The following is a 26,040-nucleotide window of genomic DNA, read 5'->3' as shown; positions in this document are numbered from 1 at the left end:
CCCAGCGCGGTCACGCAGCGCATCGACAGGAGAGTTCCTCGTGCCGAAGTCACGGATCCGCAAGAAGGACGACTTCACGCCACCGCCGGCGAAGCAGCAACAGAACATCAAGCTGAGCAGCGGCCGCGGTTGGGTCGCCCCTCTGATGCTGGCGATGTTCCTGATCGGGCTGGCGTGGATCGTCATCTTCTATGTGACCAGTGGCGACATGCCGGTCGAGTCGCTGCACAACTGGAACATCGTGGTCGGCTTCGGCTTCATCGCCGCGGGATTCGTGGTCTCCACCCAGTGGAAGTAGGGGCCTGACCGGGCTTCGCGCAAGCCCTCCGGTCAGCCTTCCGGGGAGTTATCCACAGCCTCGTCCACAGTGGGGAAAAACTCAGAAGATCTGTGGATAACTTCCCCGGCGTTGACACCGGTGTGACTGATCACCGGCGCGGTGTAGCCCGGGTCACAGGGCCCCACCCAGCACAAACGTAGCTCTGTGCGATGTCGGACAGCTGTTCCCCACGGCATGCACAAGATCCCGCACGCGCTGTGGACAACCCGGCTCTCCGGAGTCCGGGGCCCTCGGGGGAAAAGATCACCCGGTGAGCTGAAGCGTCCGGACGACCACGGCTCCCGCGATCACCAGCAGCGCCAGCCCACAGGTCGCCCGCTGCACCAGCACCCGCTTCTGCCTGGGGGCGTGCACCAGGCCGTACGCCACGGCGGTGCCCACCACGAGCCCGCCGATGTGGGCCTCCCAGGCGATGTTCGACCAGGCGAAGGTGAAGATCAGGTTGAGCACGAGCAGCGCGACGACGGGCCGCATGTCGTAATTCAGCCGTCGCATCAGCACGGCCGTCGCACCCAGCAGACCGAAGATCGCGCCGGAGGCGCCGAGCGAGGGCTGGGCCGGGTCGGCGACCAGGAAGGTCAGCGCCGAGCCGCCCAGGCCGGCCAGCAGATAGAGCGTCAGATAGCGGGCACGGCCGAGCGCCGCCTCCAGCGGGGGGCCGAGCCACCACAGCGAGAGCATGTTGAACGCGATGTGCATCGGCGCCTGGTGCAGGAACATCGAGGTCAGCAGGCGGTACCACTGGCCTTCCGCGACGCCCTCGACCGGACCGGCGAAGGTCAGCCGCGCTCTGCCGAACAGCTCCAGATCCTCCACCAACCGGTCGCCCGCGATCATCACCGCGACCCACAGGGCCACATTGAGGCCGAGGAGGATCTTGGTCACCAGGCGGGGGTCGGACGCGTGGGCACCGCCCGCGATCGTGCGCGGCGCACCGGCGCGCGGCGGCGGCCCGCCCGGACCCGCGCTGCCGGCATGGGCGCCGACGCACTCCGGGCACTGGAAACCGACCGACGCGCTGACCATGCACTGCGGGCAGATCGGCCGCTCACAGCGGGTGCAGCGGATGCCTGTCTCCCGGTCCGGGTGCCGGTAGCAGCCGAGAGCCTGGTCGTTCATGCGTTCCCCTTGCGCCTGTCACGGGCGGGCCTTGTCGTCGGGTGGCGTGCGGCCCCGCCCGTCATACGGACGGGCAGGGCGCCGGGTTCCCGGAAGCCACGCCTCGTAAGGGTGAGGCCACGGCTCGGAAGGTGACGTCAGCCCTCGATGACGTCGGATCCGGTGGCGTCGATGTCTGACGCCGATGTCTGACGTCGATGTCGTCGGATCCGGTGACGTCCGGCCTCGGTGACGTCAGCCCTTGCGGGACTCGACGACGACCGACTCGATGACGACGTCGTCCACCGGGCGGTCGGTGCGCGAATTGGTCGCGGTGTTGGCGATGGCGTCGACGACCTTGCGCCCGGCCTCGCCGCTGACCTCGCCGAAGATCGTGTGCTTGCCGGTGAGCCAGGCGGTGGGCGAGACCGTGATGAAGAACTGCGAGCCGTTGGTGCCCGGACCCGCGTTGGCCATGGCCAGCAGATAGGGCTTGGTGAAGGCCAGGTCGGGGTGGAACTCGTCCGCGAAGGTGTAGCCCGGGCCGCCGGTGCCGTTACCCAGCGGGTCGCCGCCCTGGATCATGAAGCCCTGGATGACGCGGTGGAAGACCGTGCCGTCGTACAGCTTGTCCGTGGACTTCTGGCCGGTCTGCGGGTTGACCCACTCCCGCTCGCCCTTGGCGAGCTCGACGAAGTTCCGCACCGTCTTGGGCGCGTGGTCCGGCAGCAGCCGGATCTCGATGTCGCCCTGGCTGGTCTTCAGGGTGGCGTACAGCTGCTCGGCCACGTTCTACCTTCCATAAGTCTTCACTGGACGGCTACCGATCCTTGCACGGACGGCTTCGCGCCGAGTAGCGGTCAAACGCCCTCGCGCGGCGCGAAATCGTGGCATTGTCGATCGAAGCTCTTCGTAACCCGCTGATGCCCTCTTAGTGCCCATTGATGCCTACGGGCGTTCACCGGTGTGCCCGGTGCCGGAGCGCCGCTCGATGACCCGGATGCCCGCTCGCAGGTGCCGGACCGCCCACCGGCAGGCATGATTTTCCACTGGGTGGAAAGGCGACAAAACATACGCCACCGAGGAGGAGGTTCTCGTGACCCGCAAAGACAGCGTGCGCGCAGCGACCCACACGGCGAAGGACAGCGTGCGGCACGCCGCGGAAGTGGTGGCGCCCTACGCCGGCACGGCCAAGGACGCCGCCGTGCACTATGCGCACGAAACCCGCACCCGGCTCGCTCCCAAGGTCTCGGCCGCCACGCGACAGGCGCGCAGCAGCGCCGGCGAGCAGTACCACGCGCACCTGGCCCCGCGCCTGGAGCACGTCCGCGAGTCCCTGCCCCCGAAGGTCGACCAGGCCGCCGCCCGGGCCCGCGCCGCCGCCGAGCCGGTGCGCGACGAGGCCGTCGCCCGGGGCGCCGCGGCGATCGCCGCGTTGCGCGGCCAGGTGTCCGCCGCCGACATCGAGAAGCTGCTGGCCAAGCGCGGCCGCCGCTGCCGTGCCGGCCGGGTCGCCAAGCGCTTCGTCCTGCTGGGGCTGCTGGCGGGAGGCGCGTACGCCGCCTGGAAGTGGTGGGACAAACAGGCCAACCCGGACTGGCTGGTCGAGCCGCCCGCCCCCACCGAGGTCTCCGACCGGAACCCGCTGAGCTCGGTGGACGGCAGCGCCGGCTCCCTGGACCCCGACGTGCAGGCCAAGCAGGACCGCGAAGACCTCGCCGAGGACGACATCGAGGAGCGCGACGACCGGCTCTGACCTGGGCCGACGCCCTCAGGACAGACAAAAAGCCGCGAGGCGGGAGACCGATCGGGTCTCCCGCCTCGCGGCTGTTCTCCTGTGGAGCCTAGGAGAGTCGAACTCCTGACATCCGCCATGCAAAGACGGCGCTCTACCAACTGAGCTAAGGCCCCTTCGCCGATCAGGATACCCGGTGACGGCCCCCTTTCCCGACCGGGTATCGCCGCGACCCACCACTCTCCGTAGGATGCACCGCAAGATTCGCGGCAGCGAAGCGAAGGGGAGAGCGAGATGGACGCAGCACAGCAGGAAGCCACCGCCCGCGCACGGGAGCTCCAGCGGAGCTGGTACGGAGAGCCCCTGGGGGCGCTGTTCCGCCGTCTCATCGACGATCTCGGCCTCAACCAGGCCCGTCTCGCCTCCGTTCTGGGCCTGTCCGCGCCCATGCTCTCGCAGCTGATGAGCGGTCAGCGGGCGAAGATCGGCAACCCCGCGGTGGTGCAGCGGGTGCAGGCCCTCCAGGAGCTCTCCAGCCAGGTCGCCGACGGCAGCGTGAGCGCCGCCGAGGCCGCCGACCGGATGGAGGAGGTCAAGAAGAGCTCGGGCGGCTCGGTCCTCAACTCCACCCAGACCACGGCCAGCAGCGGCGCCCCGACCGTGCGGCGCGTGGTGCGGGAGATCCAGTCGCTGCTGCGCTCGGTGGCCGGCGCGGGCGACATCATCGACGCCGCGCAGACCCTCGCCCCCACCCATCCCGAACTGGCCGAGTTCCTGCGGGTGTACGGCGCCGGGCGCACCGCCGAGGCGGTCGCCCACTACGAGGCGCACCAGAGCTGACCGACGCGAACGCGATGGGTGAGGTCTTCGCGGGGCGGTACGAGCTGGTCGACCCGATCGGGCGGGGCGGGGTGGGAGCCGTCTGGCGGGCCTGGGACCACCGCAGGCGGCGCTATGTGGCGGCGAAGGTGCTTCAGCAGAGCGATGCCCACACCCTGCTGAGATTCGTCCGCGAGCAGGGTCTGCGCATCGACCACCCCCATGTGCTGGCGCCGATGAGCTGGGCGGCGGACGACGACAAGGTGCTGTTCACCATGGATGTGGTGCGCGGCGGTTCGCTCGCCCATCTCATCGGTGACTACGGCCCATTACCGCCGTATTTCGTGTGTCTCGTGCTCGATCAGCTGCTCTCGGGCCTGTCGGCGGTGCATACGGAGGGGGTGGTGCACCGGGACATCAAACCGGCCAACGTCCTTTTGGAGGCGACCGGTACGGGCCGCCCCCATGTGCGGCTCTCCGACTTCGGCATCGCCATGCGCAAGGGCGAACCGAGACTGACGGACACCAACTACGTGATGGGGACGCCCGGTTATTTCGCCCCCGAGCAAATGCTGGGCGACGAACCCGACTTCCCCGCGGACCTGTTCGCCGTCGGGCTGATGGCCCTCTACCTCCTCACCGGCCGCAAACCCGACGCGGAAGCGCTGGTGCGGAGATTCCTGGAACACGGCACACCGACCGCGCCGGAGGGCGTACCGGAACCGCTCTGGCACGTTCTCGCGGGCCTGCTGCAACCCGACCCGTGCATGCGGTTCCGTACGGCCACGGGCGCCCGGAAGGCACTGGCCGAGGCCGTGGAGCTGATGGACGGGCCGGGGCCGGACGAGGAGCCGATCGAGGTCTTCGACCATCTGGGGCCCCTGCCACCGGGGTTCGGCCCCGAGGGGCCCGAGCCGCGCGAGACGCCCGGGGACGCCGGTACGCCCCCGACGCCCCGGCTGCCGCCCGGTCAGGCGCCCGGAACGCCTCCTGAGCCCCCTTTCCCGCCCGCCTCGGCCGCCACCGGCCGCCCCACGCCCCCTACCGCCCCTGCCGTGCCGCGAACGCCTCCCGTGCCCGTACGTCCGCCCGCTGCGGCCTCGCCTCCGCCGTCCCGGGCCGTGGGGCCGCCGCCGGCGAAGGTCGCCGTGCCGGTGCTGATCGTGGCGCTGCTCTGCCTCGCGGTGGGCATCTGGGCGCTGGCCGTCGGCTGACCCACACACTGATTCACGTTCGCAACCATTTTGTTTACTGCCGCAAACACAACAGGGCCCCGGCCGCGTCGGCGGCCGGGGCCCTGCGTCAGGACTCTTTTGTCTTACACACCCGAACCTGCGGGCACGGAGTCGGTCGCCTCCGTCCACAGGTCCTGCTCGGCGCGATCCGCCTGGATCTGGCGGTACACGAGGAGCCCGCCGATGGCGGCCAGTGCGACCAGGAGGAGCTTCTTCACCGCGCGACCTCGTCTTTCCTTGACGTAAGGGGACCTCTGGTGGCCGATGATACACACCGACCGATACCGACCGGTGACCTGTGCCGGGTCCACTTCTCACACCCGGTACGGGCCCAACTCCCCGGCACGGAAAACAGATCGGGCCGGACGGAGAATTCTCCGTCCGGCCCGATCGTGCGGTGGGGCTAACAGGACTTGAACCTGTGGCCTCTTCCTTATCAGGGAAGCGCTCTAACCGTCTGAGCTATAGCCCCGCGCGACACCGAAAGATTAGCGCACTTGGGGCCCAGTCCCAAAATCGTCCGGGCCCCCGGTGCAGGTCGCCGCTATTCGTCCTCGGCGAGGGTCAGCTCCACACCGCCGACGAAGCCCGCCGAGAGGTTGTAGACAAAGGCACCCAGCGTCGCCAGCGCGGTCGCCAGGACCACGTCGATCACCGCGATGACCGACGTGAAGAGGAGGACGTTCGGCAGCGACAGGAAGGACTGGAGGTCGAAGCCGCCGCCCTCGCTGGAGGTGGCGTCGCTGATCGTGCCGCCGACGGTCGAGAAGACGCCCATGGCGTCCATGACCGTCCACAGCACCGCGGCCGCCACGATCGTGCACACGCCCAGCGCGATGGACAGCAGGAAGCTGACCTTCATCACCGACCACGGGTCGGCCTTGGCCACCCGCAGCCGCGCCGAGCGCGTACGCGGCGCGGGACGGGCCGCTGCCGCCGCCGGAGCCGCCGGGCGGGGCGCCCGGGGCTGCTGCTCCTGTGCGGCCCGCTGGGCGGGCGGACGGCCCTTGGCGGGGCCCTTGGCGGCCGGGGTGCCCCGATCCGCCGCCGGTGCCTTGGCCGCGGCCGTGGAGTCCTTCCCGGCGGGCTCCGCGGCGGAGGCGCTCCCGGGCTTCCCGGCGTCCTCTGCGGCCGCCCGGCCCTTCGGCTCCTTGGCGGCCTTCGCCGCCTTCCCGTCCTTGGCGCCGGAGCTCTTGGAGCTCGTGGAACCGGAACCCGAAGCGGAACCCTCCGCCGGCGGCTCGTACGCCTTCGGCGGGTGGTAGGGCTTCGGGTCGCGGGTGTCCGTCACAGTCCCCCCCTTGGACTTGGAGTCGGCCCCGGACGTGCCGGAGCCACGAGCGCCGGCCTTCTCTGCGGCAGGGGCGGCGGTGGTGGGTTTGGCACCCGCACCGCTTGCCGCGGCGCCCGTGGCTCGACTCACGACTTACTCCTCGGTGTCCTCGGCCGGGGGCTCCGCGCCCTCGGCCATCTGGGGCCCGTCGCCCGCGGCTGCGTCGGCCAACTCCTCGACCTCTTCAGCCTCGCGACCGGCCTCGGCATTGCGCGCGATACCCACGACGGCGTCGCGCTTGCCCAAGTTGATCAGCTGAACGCCCATGGTGTCACGGCCTGTCTCCCGCACCTCGTTGACCCGGGTCCGGATCACACCACCGCTGAGGGTGATGGCGAGGATCTCGTCGGTCTCCTCGACCACCAGAGCGCCGACCAGCGAGCCACGATCCTCCACGATCTTGGCCGCCTTGATACCGAGGCCGCCACGGCCCTGGACGCGGTACTCGTCGACGTTCGTCCGCTTCGCGTACCCACCGTCGGTGGCGGTGAACACGAACGTCCCGGCCCGGACCACGTTCATCGAGAGCAGCTCGTCGCCCTCGCGGAAGCTCATGCCCTTGACGCCCGAGGTCGCGCGGCCCATGGGGCGGAGAGCTTCATCCGTTGCGGTGAACCGGATCGACTGTGCCTTCTTGCTGACCAGCAGCAGGTCGTCCTCGGCGGACACCAGCTCGGCACCGATCAGCTCGTCCTCCGCGCCGCTCTCCGTCTCCCGGAGGTTGATGGCGATGACACCGCCCGAGCGGGGCGAGTCGTAGTCCTTCAGCGGAGTCTTCTTCACCAGACCGGACTTGGTGGCGAGCACCAGATAGGGCGCCGCCTCGTAGTCGCGGATGGCGAGGATCTGGGCGATCTTCTCGTCCGGCTGGAAGGCCAGCAGGTTCGCCACGTGCTGGCCACGGGCGTCCCGGCCGGCGTCCGGCAGCTCGTACGCCTTGGCGCGGTAGACCCGGCCCTTGTTGGTGAAGAACAGCAGCCAGTGGTGCGTGGTCGAGACGAAGAAGTGGTCGACGATGTCGTCCTGCTTCAGCTTGGTGCCCCGGACGCCCTTGCCGCCGCGCTTCTGCGAGCGGTAGTCCTCGGTCTTGGTGCGCTTGACGTAACCACCGTTGGTGATGGTGACGACGATGTCCTCCTCGGCGATCAGGTCCTCGATGGACATGTCGCCGTCGAAGGGGACCAGCTTGGAGCGCCGGTCGTCGCCGAACTTCTCGACGATCGCGGTCAGTTCCTCGCTGATGATCATCCGCTGCCGCTCGGGCGAGGCGAGGATCTCGTTGTACTCGTTGATCTTCGCCTGGAGCTCGTCGTGCTCCGCGGTGATCTTCCGGTGCTCCAGGGCGGCCAGGCGACGCAGCTGCATCTCCAGGATCGCGTTGGCCTGGAGCTCGTCGATCGCCAGCAGGCCCATCAGGCCCTCGCGCGCGATGTCGACCGTGTCGCTGCGCCGGATCAGCGCGATGACCTCGTCGATGGCGTCCAGGGCCTTCAGCAGACCGCGCAGGATGTGCGCGCGCTCCTCGGCCTTGCGCAGCCGGAAGCGGGTGCGCCGGACGATGACCTCGATCTGGTGCGTGACCCAGTTGCGGATGAAGGCGTCGATCGAGAGGGTGCGCGGCACACCGTCGACGAGCGCCAGCATGTTGGCGCCGAAGTTCGTCTGGAGGTCGGTGTGCTTGTAGAGGTTGTTGAGGACGACCTTGGCGACCGCGTCCCGCTTGAGCACGACGACCAGGCGCTGGCCCGTACGGGAGGAGGTCTCGTCGCGGACGTCGGCGATGCCGCCGACCTTGCCGTCCTTCACCAGGTCGGCGATCTTCTGCGCGAGGTTGTCCGGGTTGACCTGGTAGGGCAGCTCGGTGACCACCAGGCACTGGCGGTTCTGGATCTCCTCCACCGCGACGACGGCGCGCATGGTGATCGACCCGCGGCCGGTGCGGTACGCCTCCTCGATGCCCTTGCGGCCCACCACGAGGGCGCCGGTCGGGAAGTCGGGGCCCTTGATCCGCTCGATGAGCGCCTCGAGGAGCTCCTCGGAGCTCGCGTCGGGGTTCGCCAGATACCACTGGGCGCCCTCGGCGACCTCGCGGAGGTTGTGCGGCGGGATGTTGGTGGCCATGCCGACCGCGATGCCCGCCGAACCGTTGATCAGCAGGTTCGGGAAGCGGGCCGGCAGGACGGTCGGCTCCTGGTTGCGGCCGTCGTAGTTGTCCTGGAAGTCGACGGTCTCCTCGTCGATGTCCCGGAGCATCTCCATGGACAGCGGCATCATCTTGCACTCGGTGTACCGCATGGCGGCGGCCGGGTCGTTGCCCGGGGAACCGAAGTTGCCGTTGGAGTCCACCAGCGGCATCCGCATCGACCAGTGCTGGGCGAGGCGGACGAGCGCGTCGTAGATCGAGGCGTCACCGTGCGGGTGGTACGTACCCATGACGTCACCGACGACGCGGGCGCACTTGTAGAAGCCCTTCTCGGGGCGGTAGCCACCGTCGTACATCGCGTAGAGCACGCGGCGGTGCACCGGCTTGAGGCCGTCGCGCACGTCCGGGAGCGCACGCGAGACGATGACGCTCATCGCGTAGTCCAGATACGAGCGCTGCATCTCGGTCTCGAGCCCGACGGGCTCGACGCGCATCCCGACGCCCTCCAGGGGGGCGGGGGCGCCCTCGGGCGTCACCTCGGGCACGGGGGCGGTGGGAGTCTCGGGGGTCTCGTCGGCCATTGCTGTTCAAAGTCCTTTCGCGCTGCGGCTGTTTCTCGTGGGCCGACAGGCTCAGATGTCGAGGAAGCGGACGTCCTTGGCGTTGCGCTGGATGAAGGAGCGCCGTGCCTCGACGTCCTCGCCCATGAGCACCGAGAACAGGTCGTCCGCCTGCGCGGCGTCGTCCAGGGTGACCTGGCCGAGCACGCGGTGGTCGACGTCCATGGTGGTGATGCGCAGCTCCTCGGCGTTCATCTCACCGAGACCCTTGAAGCGCTGGACCGAGTCGTCCTTGATCCGCTTGCCGTTCTCCCGGCCGAGCTGGATCAGGGCGTCGCGCTCGCGGTCGGAGTAGGCGTACTCGAAGTCGTCCCGGCCCCACTTGATCTTGTACAGCGGGGGACGGGAGAGGTAGACGTGCCCGGCCTCGACCAGCGGCCGCATGAAGCGGAAGAGGAAGGTGAGCAGCAGGGTGTTGATGTGCTGACCGTCGACGTCGGCGTCCGCCATCAGGATGATCTTGTGATAGCGGAGCTTGGCGATGTCGAAGTCCTCGTGCACACCGGTGCCGAAGGCCGAGATCAGGGCCTGGACCTCGGTGTTCTGGAGGATCTTGTCGATCCGCGCCTTCTCGACGTTGAGGATCTTGCCGCGGATCGGGAGGATCGCCTGGTACTGCGGGTTGCGGCCGGACTTGGCCGAGCCGCCGGCGGAGTCACCCTCGACGATGAAGATCTCGCACTTGGTCGGGTCGTTGGACTGGCAGTCGCTGAGCTTGCCCGGCAGCGACGCCGACTCCAGCAGGCCCTTGCGGCGGGTGAGGTCGCGGGCCTTGCGGGCCGCGACGCGCGCGGTCGCCGCCTGGATGGACTTGCGGATGATGTCCGCGGCCTCGTTGGGGTTGCGGTCCAGCCAGTCCGTCAGGTGCTCGTGGGCGACCTTCTGCACGAAGGTCTTCGCCTCGGTGTTGCCGAGCTTCGTCTTCGTCTGGCCCTCGAACTGCGGCTCGCCGAGCTTGACGGAGATGATCGCGGTCAGACCCTCGCGGATGTCCTCACCCGTGAGGTTGTCGTCCTTCTCGCGGAGCAGCTTCTTCTCGCGGGCGTAGCGGTTGATCAGACCGGTGAGCGCGGAGCGGAAGCCCTCTTCGTGGGTGCCGCCCTCGTGGGTGTGGATGGTGTTGGCGAAGCTGTAGACACCTTCGCTGTACTGGCTGTTCCACTGCATCGCGATCTCGACCGAGAGCATGCGCTCCTTGTCCTCGGCCTCGATGTCGATGACGGTCGGGTGGATCAGCTCGCCCTTGCGGGCGTTGAGGTACGTCACGAAGTCGACGATGCCGCCTTCGTAGTGGTAGTCCACCGAGAGGGGCTTGCCCTCCTCGTCGACGTGGTCGGCGCGCAGGTCCGTCAGCGAGATGCGCAGGCCCTTGTTGAGGAACGCCATCTCCTGGAAGCGCCGCGACAGCGTCTCGAAGGAATACTCGGTGGTCTCGAAGATGTCGCCGTCGGCCCAGAAGGTGACGGAGGTGCCGGTCTCGTCCGTCGCCTCGTTCTTCTGGAGCGGGGCCGTGGGGACACCGAGCTTGTAGTCCTGGGTCCACCGGAAGCCGTCGGTCTTCACCTCGACCGCGACGCGCGTCGACAGCGCGTTGACGACCGAGACGCCGACGCCGTGCAGACCGCCGGAGACCGCGTAGCCGCCGCCGCCGAACTTGCCGCCCGCGTGCAGCACGGTCAGGACGACCTCGACGGCGGGCTTGCCCTCGGAGGGGACGATGCCGACCGGGATGCCACGGCCGTTGTCCACGACGCGCACGCCGCCGTCGGGAAGGATCGTCACCTCGATGGTGTCCGCGTGACCGGCCATGGCCTCGTCGACGGAGTTGTCCACGACCTCCTGCACCAAGTGGTGCAGGCCACGCTCACCGGTCGAGCCGATGTACATGCCGGGCCGCTTGCGGACCGCGTCCAGTCCTTCCAGGACGGTGATCGCGCTGGCGTCGTACGACGCCGCCTCACCCGCGGGTGAGCCCGTGGGGGCCGCGCCGCTCGTGGAAGGGATGTTCTCGTTGGGGTTGCCGGAATCGGCCACGAAGCGCCCTTTCTGGCACAGCACAGGCCATCCCTGCCTACGGCGGGGAGACCCCACCCGGGGCAGGCAGGAGCGGCTGCGTCGTTCTGCGTTGGTCGACGTGTCCCGCGAACCGGCGGGATTGTCACCAGTCTACCGGTAGCACTGACATGAATGGGGGTTTGGCGGTGCCTGAGTCCTCACGTGCCGCCCTGAACCGGCATCAGCCGACTCCCTATATGTGGGACCGGCCCCGAAGAGGCTCACAGCGGCACTCAGCGCTTCGGGCTGTCAACCGCCCGCTACCGTGAGCGGAGTCCTTCCCCCGCCGTCGGCGCGCGGCGCCCGCACTCCGTGAGCGCGCCGGGTGCCGCCGGGGCCCGCCGGACGTCAGCGGGACACACCGGATCACCCGTAGGTGTCGCCCGGCCCGGTGCTCCCGGGGGCGCGCAGCGGCCCGTACCTGCGGCCGGGCCCGCCAGGCCCCAGCACCTTGATCACCTTCACCGTGCCCTGCCCGAGATCGGCGTTCAGGCGGGCCACCAGCTGCGGCGCCAGCAGCCGCAGCTGCGTCGCCCACGCCGTCGAGTCGCACTGCACGGTCAGCACCCGGGCGTCCTCGTCGTACTTCTGCGGCTCGCAGTGCAGCGCGACGTCCGGCCCCACCATCTGCGGCCAGCGGCCCATCACCCCGCCCACCGCGGCGGGCGCCTCCCAGCCGCGCTCGGTGATCAGGCGGTTGATCGCGGCGCCCAGCGGCAGCGGGTCCCGGCCGTCCGCCCGCGCGCCCGAGCGCAGGCCGCCGCGGCGCGCCTGCTTCTTCTGCTGCACGGCGTTGCCCCGCGCCCGCGCCTGCTCCTTCGCGGCCCGCAGTGCCACCCGCGCGAGATCCACACCGGACGGCTCGGCCGCCTTGGGCCGCTCGGGCATCTCCTGGCCACCGGTCATGCGCGCTCGACCGTGCCTTCCGTGACCGCGTACCGCGCGCCCACCAGCACGCCCGGCACGTCGTCGTCCACCGCGGCCGTCACCAGCACCTGCTCGCCCGGAGCCACCAGCTCCGCCAGCCGCTCGCGGCGGCGGGCGTCCAGCTCGGCGAAGACGTCGTCGAGCACGAGCACCGGTTCGTTGCCCTCGGAGCGCAGCAGGTCGTACGAGGCCAGGCGCAGCGCCAGCGCGTACGACCAGGACTCGCCGTGGCTGGCGTATCCCTTGGCCGGCAGCCGGCCGAGGTTGAGCAGGAGCTCGTCGCGGTGCGGGCCGACCAGGGTCACGCCGCGCTCGATCTCCTGCTTGCGGACCTCGGAGAGCGCGGTGATCAGCGCCTCGTAGAGCTCGTCGCGGGTGTGGGCGCCTTCAATGGCCGCGGGTCCGCGGTACTCGAAGGCGACCGGGCCGCCGCCGGGCGCCAGCTGTTCGTACGCCTTGTCCGCCAGCGGCCGGAGCGTGGCGATCAGGTCGAGGCGCCGGTCCAGCAGTTCGGCACCGGCGCGGGCCAGGTGCTGGTCCCAGATGTCGAGGGTGGAGAGGTCCAGGCCGCGGCCGCCGTGGCGGCGGGCCATGGCCGCGCTCTTCAGCAGGGTGTTGCGCTGCTTGAGCACCCGGTCGTAGTCGGAGCGCACACCGGCCATGCGCGGGGAGCGCGCGGTGATCAACTCGTCCAGGAAGCGGCGGCGTTCGCCCGGGTCGCCCTTGACCAGCGCCAGGTCCTCGGGGGCGAACAGCACCGTGCGGACTATGCCGAGCACGTCGCGGGGGCGCACCTGTGAGGAGCGGTTGATCCGGGCCCGGTTCGCCCGGCCGGGGTTGAGCTCCAGCTCGATCAGCTGCTGGCGCTCGCCCTGTGTGACGGCGGCCCGGATGATCGCGCGCTCCGCGCCCATGCGCACCAGCGGCGCGTCGGAGGAGACCCGGTGGCTGCCCAGGGTCGCCAGATAGCCGACCGCCTCGACGAGGTTGGTCTTGCCCTGGCCGTTGGGCCCCACGAAGGCCGTGACGCCCGGGTCGAGCGGGACCTCGACCCGGGCGTACGAGCGGAAGTCGGCCAGCGACAGATGCGATACGTGCATGGGGTGGCGCCGACCTCTCCCGGCTACTGCTTCGCTGCTGCTTACTACTTGCTCTCGACCGCGTGGCCACCGAACTGGTTGCGCAGCGCGGCGATCATCTTCATCTGCGGGGAGTCGTCCTGGCGGGACGCGAAACGGGCGAACAGCGAAGCGGTGATCGCGGGCAGCGGCACGGCGTTGTCGATCGCCGCCTCGACCGTCCAGCGGCCCTCGCCGGAGTCCGCGGCGTAGCCCCGCAGCTTGTCCAGGTGCTCGTCGTCGTCCAGGGCGTTGACGGCGAGGTCGAGCAGCCAGGAGCGGATGACCGTGCCCTCCTGCCAGCTGCGGAAGACCTCGCGCACGTCGGTGACGGAGTCGACCTTCTCCAGCAGCTCCCAGCCCTCGGCGTACGCCTGCATCATGGCGTACTCGATGCCGTTGTGGACCATCTTCGCGAAGTGGCCCGCGCCGACCTTGCCCGCGTGGACGGAGCCGAAGTCGCCCTCGGGCTTGAGCGCGTCGAAGACCGGCTGGACCCGCGCGACGTTGACGGCGTCGCCGCCGTACATCAGGGCGTAGCCGTTCTCCAGGCCCCAGACACCGCCGGAGACGCCGCAGTCCACGAAGCCGATGCCCTTGGCCGCGAGCTCCTCGGCGTGCTTCTCGTCGTCCGTCCAGCGGCTGTTGCCGCCGTCGACGACGACGTCGCCGGGGGAGAGCAGCTCGCCCAGCTCGTCGATGGTGGACTGGGTCGCGGCGCCGGCCGGGACCATGACCCAGACGACGCGGGGACCCTGAAGGGAATCCACAAGCTCCTTGAGGCTGTGGACATCCCCGAGGTCCGGATTGCGGTCGTACCCGATGACGGTGTGGCCCGCGCGGCGGATGCGCTCGCGCATGTTGCCGCCCATCTTGCCGAGACCGATGAGACCGAGCTCCATGGGTGATCCTCTATGCCTTGATTTCCGTGACGTCCGGGTCCGAGCCTACGCCCGCCGGCCCGCGCACACCTGTGGGCTCGGGCGCTCAACAGTGGAGTGGGCCGACTGGTCACAGCCGGCCCACTCCTACCGCGAGTTTCCGCAGGTCAGCCGGACAGCCGCACCGGCATGATCAGGTACTTGTACGCGTCGTCCGCCTCGGCGTCCACCGCGGGCTTGCCGCTGAGCAGCGCCGGCTTGGTGGAGGTCGTGAAGGACAGCTGGGCGACCGGGGAGTCGATCGCGGAGAGGCCCTCCAGCAGGAAGCCGGGGTTGAACGCGATCGAGATGTCGTCGCCGTCGAGCTGGGCGTCCACCCGCTCCACAGCCTGTGCGTCGTCGCTGGAACCGGCCTCCAGGATCAGCACGCCCTGCTCGAAGCTCAGCCGGACCGGGGTGTTCCGCTCGGCGACGAGCGCCACGCGCTTGACGGCCTCCACGAAGGGGGCGGTCTCGATCACGGCGACGGAGTTGAACTCCGTGGGGAAGAGCGTGCGGTACTTCGGGAGGTCACCCTCCAGCAGGCGCGTGGTCGTGCGGCGGCCGGCGCCCTCGAAGCCGATGAGGCCCTCGCCCGCGCCGGAGCCGGCCAGGGCGATGGAGACCGTGTCGCCGCCGCTGAGCGACTTGGCGGTGTCCAGCAGGGTCTTGGCGGGCACCAGGGCGACCGCGGAGATGTCCGGGGTCTCGGGCTTCCACATGAACTCGCGGACGGCGAAGCGGTAGCGGTCGGTGGAGGCGAGGGTGACGGTGTCGCCCTCGATCTCGATCCGGACACCGGTGAGCACCGGCAGCGTGTCGTCACGGCCGGCGGCGATGGCGACCTGGGCGGCGGCCGCGGCGAAGACCTCACCGGGGACGGTGCCCGTGGCGGTCGGCATCTGCGGCAGCGCCGGGTATTCCTCCACAGGAAGGGTGTGGAGTGTGAATCGCGAGGAGCCGCAGACGACCGTGACGCGCACACCGTCGGTGGAGATCTCCACAGGCCTGTTGGGAAGTGCGCGGCAGATGTCGGCGAGCAGGCGGCCGGAGACGAGGACGGTGCCGTCCTCCTCCACGTCCGCGTCGACCGAGACGCGGGCCGAGACCTCGTAGTCGAAGCCGGAGAGGCTCAGGGAGCCCTCCTCCGCCTTCAGCAGCAGGCCCGCGAGGACGGGCACCGGCGGACGGGCCGGGAGGCTGCGGGCCGCCCAGGCCACTGCCTCCGCGAGTACATCGCGCTCCACCCGGATCTTCACCGGAACCGCCTCCTGCTTGTTGCTGGCTCGCCCTGCTGGCTACGTCGTCGGCCGATTTGCCGGAGACCAGTCTGACGCACGTCGCTGACAGTCGGTGCGCCTCGGGGTCAAGTCAGGTCGGAGGGCGTGGCGCGGCCCGCGGCCGAGTTGTGCACAGGCCCCACTTCGAAACGAGTTCCCCGCTAGATCTCTGTGGTCGTAGTAGTAGGGCCTGTGGAAACGGTGGAAAACCGTCTTTGCCCAGGTCAGCGCGGATTTTTTGTCCACCGGCCCTGTGGGCGGCGGCGGTGGAAAAGCGGGGTGTTCTGTGGACCACGGAAAGTTCTGCACACCCCGTGCACAGGCGGGGGGTACTTCTCCCCAGCGCTGTCCCCAGTTTTACCCACGTTCCCCACAGCCCAACCCGGCAACTTCGTGTGACGCCTTTCACTCGGTGCGGTGAGCTGGAGTGTTTCGTTACCGAACAGTGGACAGGGGTGTGGAAAGACTGTGTACAACATCCACTTCCCTGTGGGCGGCCGGTGGACAACCGCGAGGGGGCCTTGTGGGTGAATCCGTCATCCACAGGGTGTGGAACGTCGTCGACCACAAATCCACACCCCGCTGACCTCCCCTGATGGCCTATCAACAGGCTCGGCTGTGGACAGCGTCTGGACAACTTCGCGATCCCCAGGGTGTGGACAGCCGGTCGGCCGGAAATCTGTGGAGAACCGGCACCGGAGGCTCCGTATTCGAACAAGGGTGGGGACGAGCAGCCGCTCCGGACCTCCCCCGCTGCCGCTCCGGGGCCCTTCCGGAACGCTCCACAGGGACCTTGGGACCGGTTTCCGGGCCGCCCGCGCGGTGCTGAGGATCGCTCCCGGGGAACGGCTGAGGGCGCCCCGGGAGGCTCCCGAGGCGCCCTCAGTGGTGCGTGAGCGGCCCGCAGCGACCGTCCGTCAGCCGTTCTTGATGCGGTTCGTCAGCTCGGTCACCTGGTTGTAGATGGACCGCCGCTCGGCCATCAGCGCGCGGATCTTGCGGTCCGCGTGCATGACCGTCGTGTGGTCACGGCCGCCGAACTGCGCGCCGATCTTCGGCAGCGACAGGTCCGTGAGCTCCCGGCAGAGGTACATCGCGATCTGCCGGGCCGTCACCAGCACCCGGCTGCGCGAGGCTCCGCACAGGTCCTCCACCGTGTGCCCGAAGTAGTCGGCGGTCGCCGCCATGATGGCGGGCGCGGTGATCTCCGGCGAGGCGTCCTCGCCGCCCGGGATCAGGTCCTTGAGGACGATCTCGGTGAGCCCGAGGTCGACCGGCTGCCGGTTCAGGCTCGCGAAGGCGGTGACCCGGATCAGCGCGCCCTCCAGCTCGCGGATGTTCCGCGAGATGCGGGAGGCGATGAACTCCAGGACCTCCGGCGGGGCGTTGAGCTGCTCCTGGACCGCCTTCTTGCGGAGGATCGCGATGCGCGTCTCCAGCTCCGGCGGCTGCACGTCCGTGATCAGGCCCCACTCGAAGCGGTTCCGCAGCCGGTCCTCCAGGGTCACCAGCTGCTTGGGCGGCCGGTCCGAGGACAGCACGATCTGCTTGTTCGCGTTGTGGAGCGTGTTGAACGTGTGGAAGAACTCCTCCTGCGTCGACTCCTTGCTCGCGAGGAACTGGATGTCGTCGACCAGCAGGATGTCCATGTCGCGGTAGCGCTTGCGGAACGCGTCCGCCTTGCCGTCGCGGATGGAGTTGATGAACTCGTTCGTGAACTCCTCGGAGCTCACGTAGCGCACGCGCGTGCCGGGATAGAGGCTGCGCGCGTAGTGCCCGATGGCGTGCAGCAGGTGGGTCTTGCCCAGCCCCGACTCGCCGTAGATGAAGAGGGGGTTGTACGCCTTGGCCGGCGCCTCGGCGACCGCCACCGCGGCCGCGTGCGCGAAGCGGTTGGACGCGCCGATGACGAAGGTGTCGAAGAGGTACTTCGGGTTCAGCCGGGCGGTCGGCTCGCCCGAGCCCGTGGAGGACGCCGGCTTCGAGGCGAGCGGGCCGGAGGTACCGCCGGACGCGGGCGGACCGCCCTGGCCGCCCCGGCCGTGGCTCTCGGGCAGCTCACGCCGCTGCGGCGGCTCGTACGGAAGGCGCTCGGGCTGCTGCGAGCGGTAGTCCTGCTGCTGCTCGTACGACTGCTGCTGTTCGTACGGCGCGTGCTGCTGACCGTTGTGCGAGGCGTAAGGATCGCGCTCGGCTTCCTGGAAGCCGCCGAGGCGGGGCTGCTGCCAGCCGTAGTCGCCGCGGTCCCCCCGGTCCGGCGCGGACGGCCCCTGGTGGCGCGGCCAGGCGCCCGGCTCGGCGCGGGGCTGCTGGTAGTCGGGGTAGGCGGGGCGGACGGACGGCAGCTCGTCGGCGGGGGCCTGGCGGCCGTAGCTCTCCCGGCCGTCGTAGCCGCCGTGGCTGTCGTAGTTCTCGTAGGTGTCGCGTGCGTCACGGCTCTCGTACGCGTCGCGGCCCTGGCCGCCGGCGTGCGGGCCCGTGGGCTCCTCGTAACGCGACTGCTGCGGGGCCTGCTGCCGCTCGGGGGGAGGCTCGCCGGCGGAGTCGTCGACGGTGATCGCGATCCGGATGGGGCGGCCGCACTCGCGGCTCAGGGTCTCGCTGACGATCGGCGCGAGCCGGCCCTCGAGTACGCCCTTGGCGAATTCGTTGGGCACGGCGAGCAGCGCGGTGTCGGCGACCAGCGCCAGCGGCTGGCACCGCTTGATCCAGTGCTCGTCCTTGCCCTCGACACCCTGGCCGCCCGGGCCCCGGCCCTCCCCCAGGAGCTGTTCGAGCACGCGCGGCCACACTGCGGCAAGATCGGCAGGCAGGTCAGCCACAGGGCACGCTCTCTCAGTCAGCGGGGGGCGCCCCCCAGTCCCACGAATGTGTGGTTCTCGGGACGGGCGGGAAGGATTCAGAGTTCAGCCACGGTAGTCAGGCCGAGGTGTGCGGTTCAAGTCGTTGTCCACAGGGTGTGTACAAATGTGCCATGGCGTGAGGCGTGGCACCTCCCCGGCCTGTGGGAGGCTACGGTGTATTCCTGGTGCACTGCCGGTTTGACCGAATGGCGTAGCCGCGCGTACCGTGACCAGGTCGAGTTGTCGATGGCTGCTGCCGCCTGCCTCCGATGGGCAACGGCCGCGTTCCACCAGGATCGCGGTCATGAAGCGGTGCACTCGGGCGTATTGCGAGCTTCTCGTGGGCGCACGGTGACAGCCAGGCGATGTCCCGCCATCACACGATTCATTTCTGGAGCCCCCGAGTGAGCAAGCGCACCTTCCAGCCGAACAACCGCCGTCGCGCGAAGACCCACGGCTTCCGCCTGCGCATGCGCACCCGTGCCGGCCGCGCGATTCTCGCGTCCCGCCGTGGCAAGGGTCGCGCCCGCCTGTCGGCCTGACCAGCCCGACGTCAAGGTCCATGACGTGCTGCCTTCCGAGTCTCGGCTGAGGCGGCGCGAGGACTTTGCGACCGCGGTTCGCCGAGGGCGCCGGGCCGGCCGCCCGCTCCTCGTCGTCCACCTACGCACCGGTACAACGGACCCGCACACGCCTGGGGAGACTGCTCCCCCGGCGCGTGCGGGTTTCGTCGTGAGCAAGGCCGTCGGTATCGCGGTCGTACGCAATCTGGTGAAGCGAAGGCTGCGCCATCTCATGCGTGAACGGCTGGATCTGCTGCCCGCCGGTAGCCTGGTGGTGGTACGGGCCCTGCCCGGCGCGGGCGAGGCGGACCACGATCAGCTGGCCCGCGACCTCGACACCGCACTGCAGCGGCTGCTGGGAGGGGCGCCGCGCTGTTCCGGTCCCTCGGGGGAGACCCCCCGGAACCCCGGCCGAGGCCCGGGAGGGAGCGCACAGTGAAGTATCCGCTGCTGTGGTTGATCAAGCTCTACCAGTGGACCATCAGCCCACTCCTGGGCCCGGTCTGCAAGTACTACCCGTCGTGCTCGCATTACGGCTACACGGCCATTGACCGGCACGGCGCGGTCAAAGGAACGGCGCTGACGGCCTGGCGCATCCTGCGCTGCAACCCGTGGTCGCTCGGTGGCGTCGACCACGTTCCTCCCCGGAAGCGTCCGGTCTGGCACCAGCGGCTGAGGAGCCGACTGGGTGGGCATCCCGCCGTGGGTCCCGCCGCACAGCCCGAGACTCAGCCCAACGCCCAAGGAGCCTGATTCGTGGACACGATCCTCGGTCCTCTCTATACCGCTGTTTCCTGGATCATCGTCCAGTTCCACTCGTTCTACAGTCTGATCTTCGACAAGGACAGTGGCGCGGCGTGGGGTCTGTCCATCGTCTCGCTGGTGGTGCTGATCCGTATCTGCCTGATCCCGCTCTTCGTGAAGCAGATCAAGGCGACGCGGAACATGCAGGCGCTCCAGCCGAAGATGAAGGCGATCCAGGAGCGCTACAAGAGCGACAAGCAGCGCCAGTCCGAAGAGATGATGAAGCTCTACAAGGAGACGGGCACCAACCCGCTCTCGAGCTGTCTCCCGATCCTGGCCCAGTCGCCCTTCTTCATCTCGCTGTACCAGGTCCTGAACCACATCGCTCAGGGCAAGACCGTCGGCGTCATCAACACGGACCTGCTGGACAGCGCGCGTAAGGCGCACATCTTCGGTGCCCCGCTGTCCGTGAAGTTCATGGACTCCGCGTCCAAGGTCGAGGCGCTGGGCGCCACGCTGACCGACGTCCGGGTCGTCACGATCATCATGATCGTCCTGATGTCGCTGTCGCAGTTCTACACGCAGCGCCAGCTGATGACGAAGAACGTCGACCTCTCGGTGAAGACGCCGTTCATGCAGCAGCAGAAGATGCTGATGTACGTCTTCCCCATCATGTTCGCCGTCTTCGGCATCAACTTCCCGGTCGGTGTCCTGGTCTACTGGCTGACCACCAACGTGTGGACCCTGGGTCAGCAGATGTTCGTCATCCGCCGCAACCCCACCCCGGGCAGCATCGCCTTCCAGCAGCGCCAGGAGCGGCTGCGGGCCAAGGGCAAGCTCAAGGAGGACCCGGCGGAGGTCGAGGCGAAGAAGGCCGCAGAGGTCGCCCGGGCCAACCGGCAGCAGCCCAAGCGGCAGCCGAAGGCCAAGCGCCAGCTCGCGAGCACTCCGCAGGCCGAGCAGGCTGCCGGTGCCGAGGAGAAGAAGTCCTCGCCCTCGCTGGAGAAGCAGCAGCCCGGTGACGCCAAGCCCAAGCAGGGCGGCGGCTCCTCCCGCACCGCCAAGTCCGGGCAGCGCAAGGGCCCGCAGCGACCCAAGCACCCGTCCAAGAAGTAATGAAGGAGTCCACCGTGACGGACACGCAGCGTCAGACCACCGAGGTCGCCGCCGAGGGCACCGACACCCTGTCCCGCCTGGAGCAGGAGGGCGAGATCGCGGCCGACTACCTCGAGGGTCTGCTGGACATCGCCGACCTCGACGGTGACATCGACATGGATGTCGAGGCCGACCGCGCTGCCGTGTCGATCATCAGCGACTCGACCAGCCGCGACCTCCAGAAGCTGGTCGGCCGCGACGGCGAGGTGCTGGAGGCGCTCCAGGAGCTCACCCGGCTGGCGGTGAACCGGGAGACCGGTGACCGCAGCCGCCTCATGCTCGACATCGCGGGCTTCCGGGCGCGCAAGCGCGAGGAGCTGGCGCAGGTGGGCGCCAAGGCCGCGGAAGAGGCCAGGAGCACCGGCGAGGCCGTCAAGCTCGACCCGATGACGCCCTTCGAGCGCAAGGTCGTCCATGACGCGGTGGCCGCCGCGGGGCTGCGCAGCGAGTCCGAGGGCGAGGAGCCGCAGCGCCGCGTGGTCGTCCTCCCGGCCTGATCTTTACCCTTCTTCATCCCACTTCCAGGTGGGTACGGCCCCGTCTGCTCGCAGGCGGGGCCGATCCTTGTCAGCCTGATATTCAGACTCTGACTCTCAGAGAGACGTCGTACGGAAGGACGGTTCCCCGTGGAAGAGGCAGCGGAGCTCCCCCCGGCGCCCCCGGAGGCGCAGGCGGTTTTCGGCGACCGCCTGCCAGAGGCCGTCCGGTACGCGGAACTGCTCGCGGACGCGGGCGTGCGGCGCGGCCTGATCGGCCCCCGTGAGGTGCCGAGGCTCTGGGAGCGTCACCTGCTGAACTGCGCGGTGCTCTCCGAGGCCGTGCCCGACGGCGTCTCGGTGTGCGACGTGGGCTCGGGTGCCGGTCTCCCGGGCATCCCGCTGGCTCTGGTGCGCCCGGACCTCCAGATCACCCTCCTGGAGCCGCTGCTGCGGCGCACGACGTTCCTCCAGGAGGTCGTCGAGCTGCTGGGGCTGGACCATGTGACGGTCGTCCGCGGCCGCGCCGAGGAGATGCTCGGCAAGGTGCAGCCCGTCCATGTGGTGACGGCCCGCGCGGTGGCCCCGCTGGACCGCCTCGCCGGCTGGGGCGTGCCGCTCCTGCGCCCGTACGGCGAGATGCTGGCACTCAAGGGCGACACGGCAGAGGAGGAGCTCAAGGGCGCCCGCGCCGCGCTGAGCAAGCTCGGCGTCGTGCGCACCTCGGTGCTCCAGGTCGGCGAGGGCGTGGTGGACCCGATGTCCACCGTCGTGCGGGTCGAGGTCGGGGAGAGCCCCGGCGGTGTGCGCTTCGCGGCGAAGCGGGCCAAGGCGGCCCGGGTCGGCAGGACCACGCGCCGTCGGCGCTGACCGGCGGTTCCGCCGCCCGGCAGCCTGACCCTGCTCCATACAAGCTGCCAAAACTACCCATTACGGAGTGTCGTGGCGCCGTAGTGGAGCGTCCGGTGCATCGTGTTTCACGTGAAACGTCGCTCCTTGCTGCTGGGAATCATCGGTCGTGGTCGCATGGAGGACACTCCGCGCGACCGCCCGGCCCCCGGAAGCCCAGGTTCATCCACAGGCTCGGTGGATTCATCCACAGGAGAACGGGCCTCGCTGGTTCACGACCCCGAAAGCATGGCAGGCTCTGTCTACTGCGAGCCTGATGTCGAGGAGAGTGAATCCTTGCGGTCCGACGCCAATATCGCGGGGCCGATGGCCGACCCGGTCCCCGGCCCCCGTCCTGCCGACACCGAGCCAGGGATCGACCCCGGTCCCCTGGCCACCGGTGAGGTCGTTTCACGTGAAACGCCACCGCCCCCGATGCCCCGGCCGGACCAGACCCGGGTGATGGTCGTCGCCAACCAGAAGGGCGGGGTGGGCAAGACCACCACGACCGTGAACCTGGCGGCCTCGCTGGCGCTGGACGGCAACCGCGTGCTGGTCATCGACCTGGACCCCCAGGGCAATGCCTCGACGGCGCTGGGCATCGACCACCACGCCGACGTCCCGTCGATCTACGACGTCCTGATCGACAGCCGGAAGCTCTCCGACGTGGTGCAGCCGGTGCGCGATGTGGAGGGGCTCTTCTGCGCCCCGGCCACCATCGACCTGGCGGGTGCCGAGATCGAGCTGGTCTCGCTGGTGGCCCGCGAGAGCCGCCTGGACCGGGCGATCCAGGCGTACGAGCAGCCGCTCGACTACATCCTCATCGACTGCCCGCCCTCGCTCGGTCTGCTGACGGTCAACGCCCTCGTCGCCGGCGCGGAGGTGCTGATCCCGATCCAGTGCGAGTACTACGCGCTGGAGGGGCTGGGTCAGCTGCTGCGCAACGTCGAGCTGGTGAAGGGGCATCTCAACCCCAAGCTCCATGTGTCGACGATCCTGCTGACGATGTACGACGGCCGCACCCGGCTGGCCTCCCAGGTGGCCGACGAGGTCCGCACCCACTTCGGCCATGAGGTGCTGCGCACGAGCATCCCCCGGTCGGTGCGTATCTCGGAGGCGCCCAGCTACGGGCAGACCGTTCTCACCTATGACCCGGGTTCCAGCGGGGCGCTGTCCTATCTGGAGGCGGCCCGGGAGATCGCGCTGCGGGGGGTCGGCGTGCGTTACGACGGCAGTAAGGCCCACATGGTGGGCCGTCAACCACAGCAGGACCAGCACAGCATGTCGGAGGGGCTTCAGTGAGTGAGCGACGTAGAGGACTGGGCCGGGGGCTCGGTGCGCTGATTCCGGCGGCGCCGAAGACCCCGGACAGCGCGGGGGCGACCGTGGGGCCCGGCGCGACGTCGCCCAGCGCGGTACCGGTGCTGACGGCCGAGCGCACCATGGCGGCGTCGAGGGTGACGTCCCTGCCCATGGAGGATGCCGCCGTTTCACGTGAAACGGAAGCGGTGCCGCCCAAGGCGGCCGCGCCGGTGGAGGACGATGCCGTAGCCGGTGCTCACTTCGCCGAGCTGCCGCTGGACTCCATCACGCCCAACCCTCGCCAGCCCCGCGAGGTGTTCGACGAGGACGCACTGGCAGAGCTGGTCACCTCCATTCGTGAGGTCGGCCTGCTCCAGCCGGTCGTCGTGCGCCAGCTGGGCGCCGAGCGCTATGAGCTCATCATGGGTGAGCGGCGCTGGCGGGCGTGCCGTGAGGCCGGGCTGGAGAAGATCCCGGCCATCATCCGGGCGACCGACGACGAGAAGTTGCTGCTCGACGCGCTGCTGGAGAACCTGCACCGCGCCCAGCTGAACCCCCTTGAGGAGGCGGCCGCGTACGACCAGCTGCTCAAGGACTTCAACTGCACCCACGACCAGCTGGCGGACCGGATCGGGCGGTCGCGCCCGCAGGTCTCCAACACGCTGCGGCTGCTGAAGCTGGCACCCCCGGTGCAGCGCCGGGTCGCGGCGGGCGTGATCACTGCCGGTCATGCTCGCGCGCTGCTCTCCGTCGAGGACTTCACGGAGCAGGACGAGCTCGCGAAGCGCATCGTGGCCGAGGGGCTGTCGGTGCGTTCGGTGGAAGAGATCGTGACGGTCATGAAGCCGGCCACCCGGAGCTCGGCGAAGCCCAAGGGGCCGCGTGCCGGTGCTCGGGTCTCCCCGGCTCTCAACAGTCTGGCCTCGCGGCTGTCGGACCGCTTCGAGACCCGGGTGAAGGTCGACCTCGGGCAGAAGAAGGGCAAGATCGTCGTCGAGTTCGCCTCGATGGAGGACCTCGAGCGGATCCTGGGCACGCTCGCCCCCGGTGAGGGCCGGGTGCTGGAGCAGAAGCTCGCCGATCAGGGCGAGGCGGACGCGGAGTAGCCCGTCGGGCGTCGTGACTTCGGGCGGGTTGTGTTTCACGTGGAACACAACCCGCCTTTTGCCTTTCCCCGCTTTTCGCCCAATCGCCGCGCGGATACGATGCGTTGGGTATGGCGCATCCACGTTGGACACAGTTCACGGAGGGCGGGTCCATGCGAACGGTGAGCCGGACCGGACTGGTGGCAACGGGCCTAGGCCTGGGGGCGGTCGGCGGATTCGTCGGAAGCCTCTTCAGGGAGCGCAGCGCGCTGAGCGCCGCCCGGGGTGTGGCCCACGACGGAAATGAGGATTTGGCTCCATGGGGCGTCGGCTCGTACCGCTCACGCTGGACAACCTCCCGGACCTCCCCAAGCGCTGTCGATCCTGCGTCTTCTGGGAGCTGGACCCCGTCAGCGGCGAAGCCGCGCTGAAGGCGGGCCGCCCGGAGCTGGAGAAGGAAGCCTGGATCTCGGCCGTCCTGCTGGAGTGGGGGTCGTGCGGCCGGGTGGTCTATGTCGACGAAGTGCCGGTGGGCTTTGTGCTCTACGCACCGCCGGCCTACGTCCCGCGCTCGGCGGCCTTCTCCACCAGCCCCGTCGCCGCGGACGCCGTGCAGCTGATGACCGCCTGGCTGGCACCGGCATATCAGGGGCAGGGGCTGGGCCGGACCATGGTGCAGACAGTCGCCAAGGACGTGCTCCGGCGCGGCTTCAAGGCGATCGAGGCGTTCGGAGACGCCCACTGGAAGGAACCGGCGTGCGTGCTGCCGGCGGATCACCTGCTGGCGGTGGGCTTCAAGACCGTACGGCCGCACCCGAGGTATCCCCGGCTGCGGCTGGAACTGCGCACGGCGCTCTCCTGGAAGGAGGACGTCGAGCTGGCGCTGGACCGGCTGCTCGGCGCGGTGCAGAAGGAGCCCGCTCTCCGGCCGCTGTAGCCGTCACATCCGGCCGACACACGAACGGGCCCGCTCCCCTCGAAGGGGGCGGGCCCGTTTCACGTGAAACAGAGCTGTTGCTCAGGCACCGATGAACGGGTCCAGGTCGCGCTCGAGGGCGGCCTTGGGCTTGGCGCCGACGATGGTCTTGACGACCTCGCCACCCTGGTAGACGTTCAGCGTCGGGATCGACATGACGCCGTACTTGGCGGCGGTCGTCGGGTTCTGGTCGATGTTCAGCTTGACGATCTCGATCTTGTCGCCGTGCTCGGCGGCGATCGCCTCCAGGGACGGGGCGATCTGGCGGCACGGGCCGCACCACTCGGCCCAGAAGTCCACCAGGACGGGCTTGTCGCTCTTGAGAACGTCCTCGTCGAAGGACGCGTCGGTTACGGCCTTGAGAGCCACGGAGGTCTCCTCATCT

24 protein-coding genes, 2 tRNA genes and 1 pseudogene are annotated in these 26,040 nt (G+C 69.5%); 13 read left to right on the top strand and 14 right to left on the bottom strand.

Annotated features, from left to right (window positions below; all coding sequences use genetic code 11):
- The first annotated feature begins 40 nt into the window (after window positions 1-40).
- Entirely contained in the window at window positions 41-298 is a 258-nt protein-coding gene (gene crgA, locus ACFY1P_RS16460) for a cell division protein CrgA (RefSeq protein WP_361524004.1), read from the top strand.
- 285 nt (window positions 299-583) lie between these two features.
- Here crgA and ACFY1P_RS16455 read toward each other — a convergent pair whose 3' ends face one another.
- Window positions 584-1,459 carry a rhomboid family intramembrane serine protease gene (locus ACFY1P_RS16455; protein ID WP_361524007.1) on the bottom strand — a complete coding sequence of 292 codons (876 nt, stop codon included), beginning with the start codon at window positions 1,457-1,459 and terminating at the stop codon, window positions 584-586.
- Window positions 1,460-1,693: 234 nt separating this feature from the next.
- A complete protein-coding gene (locus ACFY1P_RS16450) occupies window positions 1,694-2,227 on the bottom strand; it encodes a peptidylprolyl isomerase (protein ID WP_361524010.1) in 534 nt (177 codons plus the stop codon).
- Window positions 2,228-2,534: 307 nt separating this feature from the next.
- Between ACFY1P_RS16450 and ACFY1P_RS16445 the strand changes: the two genes are divergently transcribed.
- Complete coding sequence (locus tag ACFY1P_RS16445; protein WP_390750949.1) at window positions 2,535-3,194, top strand: DUF5324 family protein; 660 nt, start codon at window positions 2,535-2,537, stop codon at window positions 3,192-3,194.
- A gap of 82 nt (window positions 3,195-3,276) precedes the next feature.
- On the opposite strand, the gene ACFY1P_RS16440 is transcribed toward ACFY1P_RS16445, so the two are convergent.
- Window positions 3,277-3,349: transfer RNA gene (locus ACFY1P_RS16440), tRNA-Ala, on the bottom strand.
- Window positions 3,350-3,467: 118 nt separating this feature from the next.
- Between ACFY1P_RS16440 and ACFY1P_RS16435 the strand changes: the two genes are divergently transcribed.
- The gene (locus ACFY1P_RS16435) at window positions 3,468-4,013 is read left to right on the top strand and encodes a DNA-binding protein (protein ID WP_301894166.1); all 546 of its coding nucleotides are present in this window, start codon (window positions 3,468-3,470) and stop codon (window positions 4,011-4,013) included.
- A gap of 14 nt (window positions 4,014-4,027) precedes the next feature.
- Entirely contained in the window at window positions 4,028-5,206 is a 1,179-nt protein-coding gene (locus ACFY1P_RS16430; RefSeq protein ID WP_361524930.1) for a serine/threonine-protein kinase, read from the top strand.
- A gap of 104 nt (window positions 5,207-5,310) precedes the next feature.
- On the opposite strand, the gene ACFY1P_RS16425 is transcribed toward ACFY1P_RS16430, so the two are convergent.
- From ACFY1P_RS16425 to dnaA, 10 genes are all read right to left on the bottom strand, one after another.
- A complete protein-coding gene (locus ACFY1P_RS16425; RefSeq protein ID WP_003958712.1) occupies window positions 5,311-5,445 on the bottom strand; it encodes a DLW-39 family protein in 135 nt (44 codons plus the stop codon).
- A gap of 180 nt (window positions 5,446-5,625) precedes the next feature.
- Window positions 5,626-5,699: transfer RNA gene (locus ACFY1P_RS16420), tRNA-Ile, on the bottom strand.
- A 72-nt stretch (window positions 5,700-5,771) separates the two neighbouring features.
- On the bottom strand, window positions 5,772-6,518 hold the full coding sequence (locus tag ACFY1P_RS16415) for a DUF3566 domain-containing protein (protein WP_361524933.1): 747 nt from the start codon (window positions 6,516-6,518) through the stop codon (window positions 5,772-5,774).
- A gap of 135 nt (window positions 6,519-6,653) precedes the next feature.
- A complete protein-coding gene (gene gyrA / locus ACFY1P_RS16410) occupies window positions 6,654-9,284 on the bottom strand; it encodes a DNA gyrase subunit A (RefSeq protein WP_361524935.1) in 2,631 nt (876 codons plus the stop codon).
- A gap of 51 nt (window positions 9,285-9,335) precedes the next feature.
- Complete coding sequence (gyrB, locus tag ACFY1P_RS16405; protein ID WP_361524938.1) at window positions 9,336-11,381, bottom strand: DNA topoisomerase (ATP-hydrolyzing) subunit B; 2,046 nt, start codon at window positions 11,379-11,381, stop codon at window positions 9,336-9,338.
- Window positions 11,382-11,744: 363 nt separating this feature from the next.
- The gene (locus ACFY1P_RS16400) at window positions 11,745-12,284 is read right to left on the bottom strand and encodes a DUF721 domain-containing protein (protein WP_390750948.1); all 540 of its coding nucleotides are present in this window, start codon (window positions 12,282-12,284) and stop codon (window positions 11,745-11,747) included.
- Window positions 12,281-13,405, bottom strand: coding sequence for a DNA replication/repair protein RecF (gene recF, locus ACFY1P_RS16395; RefSeq protein WP_361524944.1), 1,125 nt, complete (start codon window positions 13,403-13,405; stop codon window positions 12,281-12,283). Before recF ends, ACFY1P_RS16400 begins: the two co-directional genes overlap by 4 nt.
- Window positions 13,406-13,449: 44 nt before the next feature.
- Complete coding sequence (gene gnd / locus ACFY1P_RS16390) at window positions 13,450-14,325, bottom strand: phosphogluconate dehydrogenase (NAD(+)-dependent, decarboxylating) (protein WP_390750947.1); 876 nt, start codon at window positions 14,323-14,325, stop codon at window positions 13,450-13,452.
- A 146-nt stretch (window positions 14,326-14,471) separates the two neighbouring features.
- Window positions 14,472-15,602 (bottom strand): DNA polymerase III subunit beta, encoded by a 1,131-nt coding sequence (dnaN, locus tag ACFY1P_RS16385; protein WP_116212842.1) that lies wholly within the window; start codon window positions 15,600-15,602, stop codon window positions 14,472-14,474.
- 938 nt (window positions 15,603-16,540) lie between these two features.
- The gene (gene dnaA, locus ACFY1P_RS16380) at window positions 16,541-18,445 is read right to left on the bottom strand and encodes a chromosomal replication initiator protein DnaA (protein WP_361524951.1); all 1,905 of its coding nucleotides are present in this window, start codon (window positions 18,443-18,445) and stop codon (window positions 16,541-16,543) included.
- Window positions 18,446-18,870: 425 nt separating this feature from the next.
- Between dnaA and rpmH the strand changes: the two genes are divergently transcribed.
- The 9 genes and pseudogenes from rpmH to ACFY1P_RS16335 all read left to right on the top strand — a co-directional run bounded on the left by rpmH (window position 18,871) and on the right by ACFY1P_RS16335 (window position 25,616).
- On the top strand, window positions 18,871-19,008 hold the full coding sequence (rpmH, locus tag ACFY1P_RS16375; RefSeq protein ID WP_003949374.1) for a 50S ribosomal protein L34: 138 nt from the start codon (window positions 18,871-18,873) through the stop codon (window positions 19,006-19,008).
- Between the two features lie 25 nt (window positions 19,009-19,033).
- A pseudogene (gene rnpA, locus ACFY1P_RS16370) lies at window positions 19,034-19,402 on the top strand (ribonuclease P protein component); the annotation flags it as partial.
- Window positions 19,403-19,464: 62 nt separating this feature from the next.
- On the top strand, window positions 19,465-19,782 hold the full coding sequence (gene yidD, locus ACFY1P_RS16365; RefSeq protein ID WP_116212846.1) for a membrane protein insertion efficiency factor YidD: 318 nt from the start codon (window positions 19,465-19,467) through the stop codon (window positions 19,780-19,782).
- A 3-nt stretch (window positions 19,783-19,785) separates the two neighbouring features.
- On the top strand, window positions 19,786-20,889 hold the full coding sequence (gene yidC, locus ACFY1P_RS16360) for a membrane protein insertase YidC (protein ID WP_361524954.1): 1,104 nt from the start codon (window positions 19,786-19,788) through the stop codon (window positions 20,887-20,889).
- Window positions 20,890-20,903: 14 nt separating this feature from the next.
- Window positions 20,904-21,425 (top strand): R3H domain-containing nucleic acid-binding protein, encoded by a 522-nt coding sequence (locus tag ACFY1P_RS16355; protein WP_361524957.1) that lies wholly within the window; start codon window positions 20,904-20,906, stop codon window positions 21,423-21,425.
- A 129-nt stretch (window positions 21,426-21,554) separates the two neighbouring features.
- Window positions 21,555-22,274, top strand: coding sequence for a 16S rRNA (guanine(527)-N(7))-methyltransferase RsmG (gene rsmG, locus ACFY1P_RS16350; protein WP_361524960.1), 720 nt, complete (start codon window positions 21,555-21,557; stop codon window positions 22,272-22,274).
- Window positions 22,275-22,541: 267 nt separating this feature from the next.
- A complete protein-coding gene (locus tag ACFY1P_RS16345; RefSeq protein WP_390750946.1) occupies window positions 22,542-23,594 on the top strand; it encodes a ParA family protein in 1,053 nt (350 codons plus the stop codon).
- Window positions 23,591-24,700 (top strand): ParB/RepB/Spo0J family partition protein, encoded by a 1,110-nt coding sequence (locus ACFY1P_RS16340; RefSeq protein WP_361524965.1) that lies wholly within the window; start codon window positions 23,591-23,593, stop codon window positions 24,698-24,700. Before ACFY1P_RS16345 ends, ACFY1P_RS16340 begins: the two co-directional genes overlap by 4 nt.
- A 298-nt stretch (window positions 24,701-24,998) precedes the next feature.
- The gene (locus tag ACFY1P_RS16335) at window positions 24,999-25,616 is read left to right on the top strand and encodes a GNAT family N-acetyltransferase (RefSeq protein ID WP_361524967.1); all 618 of its coding nucleotides are present in this window, start codon (window positions 24,999-25,001) and stop codon (window positions 25,614-25,616) included.
- Window positions 25,617-25,697: 81 nt separating this feature from the next.
- Here the strand turns inward: ACFY1P_RS16335 and trxA are convergent, their stop codons facing one another.
- Window positions 25,698-26,024, bottom strand: coding sequence for a thioredoxin (gene trxA / locus ACFY1P_RS16330; protein WP_361524970.1), 327 nt, complete (start codon window positions 26,022-26,024; stop codon window positions 25,698-25,700).
- Between the last annotated feature and the right edge of the window lie 16 nt (window positions 26,025-26,040).

Source organism: Streptomyces sp. NPDC001407, assembly GCF_042895325.1.
GTDB lineage: Bacteria > Actinomycetota > Actinomycetes > Streptomycetales > Streptomycetaceae > Streptomyces.
Note: the sequence above shows the minus strand (reverse complement) of the source record. Positions and strands in the feature narration are given on the sequence as shown.

What these genes read in the sequence shown, in the direction of transcription:
- ACFY1P_RS16430 (WP_361524930.1), top strand. Translation starts at nt 4,028, where the DNA reads ATGGGTGAGGTCTTCGCGGGGCGGTACGAGCTGGTCGACCCGATCGGG.
- ACFY1P_RS16345 (WP_390750946.1), top strand. Translation starts at nt 22,542, where the DNA reads ATGGCAGGCTCTGTCTACTGCGAGCCTGATGTCGAGGAGAGTGAATCC.
- ACFY1P_RS16335 (WP_361524967.1), top strand. Translation starts at nt 24,999, where the DNA reads ATGGGGCGTCGGCTCGTACCGCTCACGCTGGACAACCTCCCGGACCTC.
- ACFY1P_RS16455 (WP_361524007.1), bottom strand. Translation starts at nt 1,459, where the DNA reads ATGAACGACCAGGCTCTCGGCTGCTACCGGCACCCGGACCGGGAGACA.
- ACFY1P_RS16400 (WP_390750948.1), bottom strand. Translation starts at nt 12,284, where the DNA reads ATGACCGGTGGCCAGGAGATGCCCGAGCGGCCCAAGGCGGCCGAGCCG.
- gyrA (WP_361524935.1), bottom strand. Translation starts at nt 9,284, where the DNA reads ATGGCCGACGAGACCCCCGAGACTCCCACCGCCCCCGTGCCCGAGGTG.
- gnd (WP_390750947.1), bottom strand. Translation starts at nt 14,325, where the DNA reads ATGGAGCTCGGTCTCATCGGTCTCGGCAAGATGGGCGGCAACATGCGC.
- ACFY1P_RS16435 (WP_301894166.1), top strand. Translation starts at nt 3,468, where the DNA reads ATGGACGCAGCACAGCAGGAAGCCACCGCCCGCGCACGGGAGCTCCAG.
- recF (WP_361524944.1), bottom strand. Translation starts at nt 13,405, where the DNA reads ATGCACGTATCGCATCTGTCGCTGGCCGACTTCCGCTCGTACGCCCGG.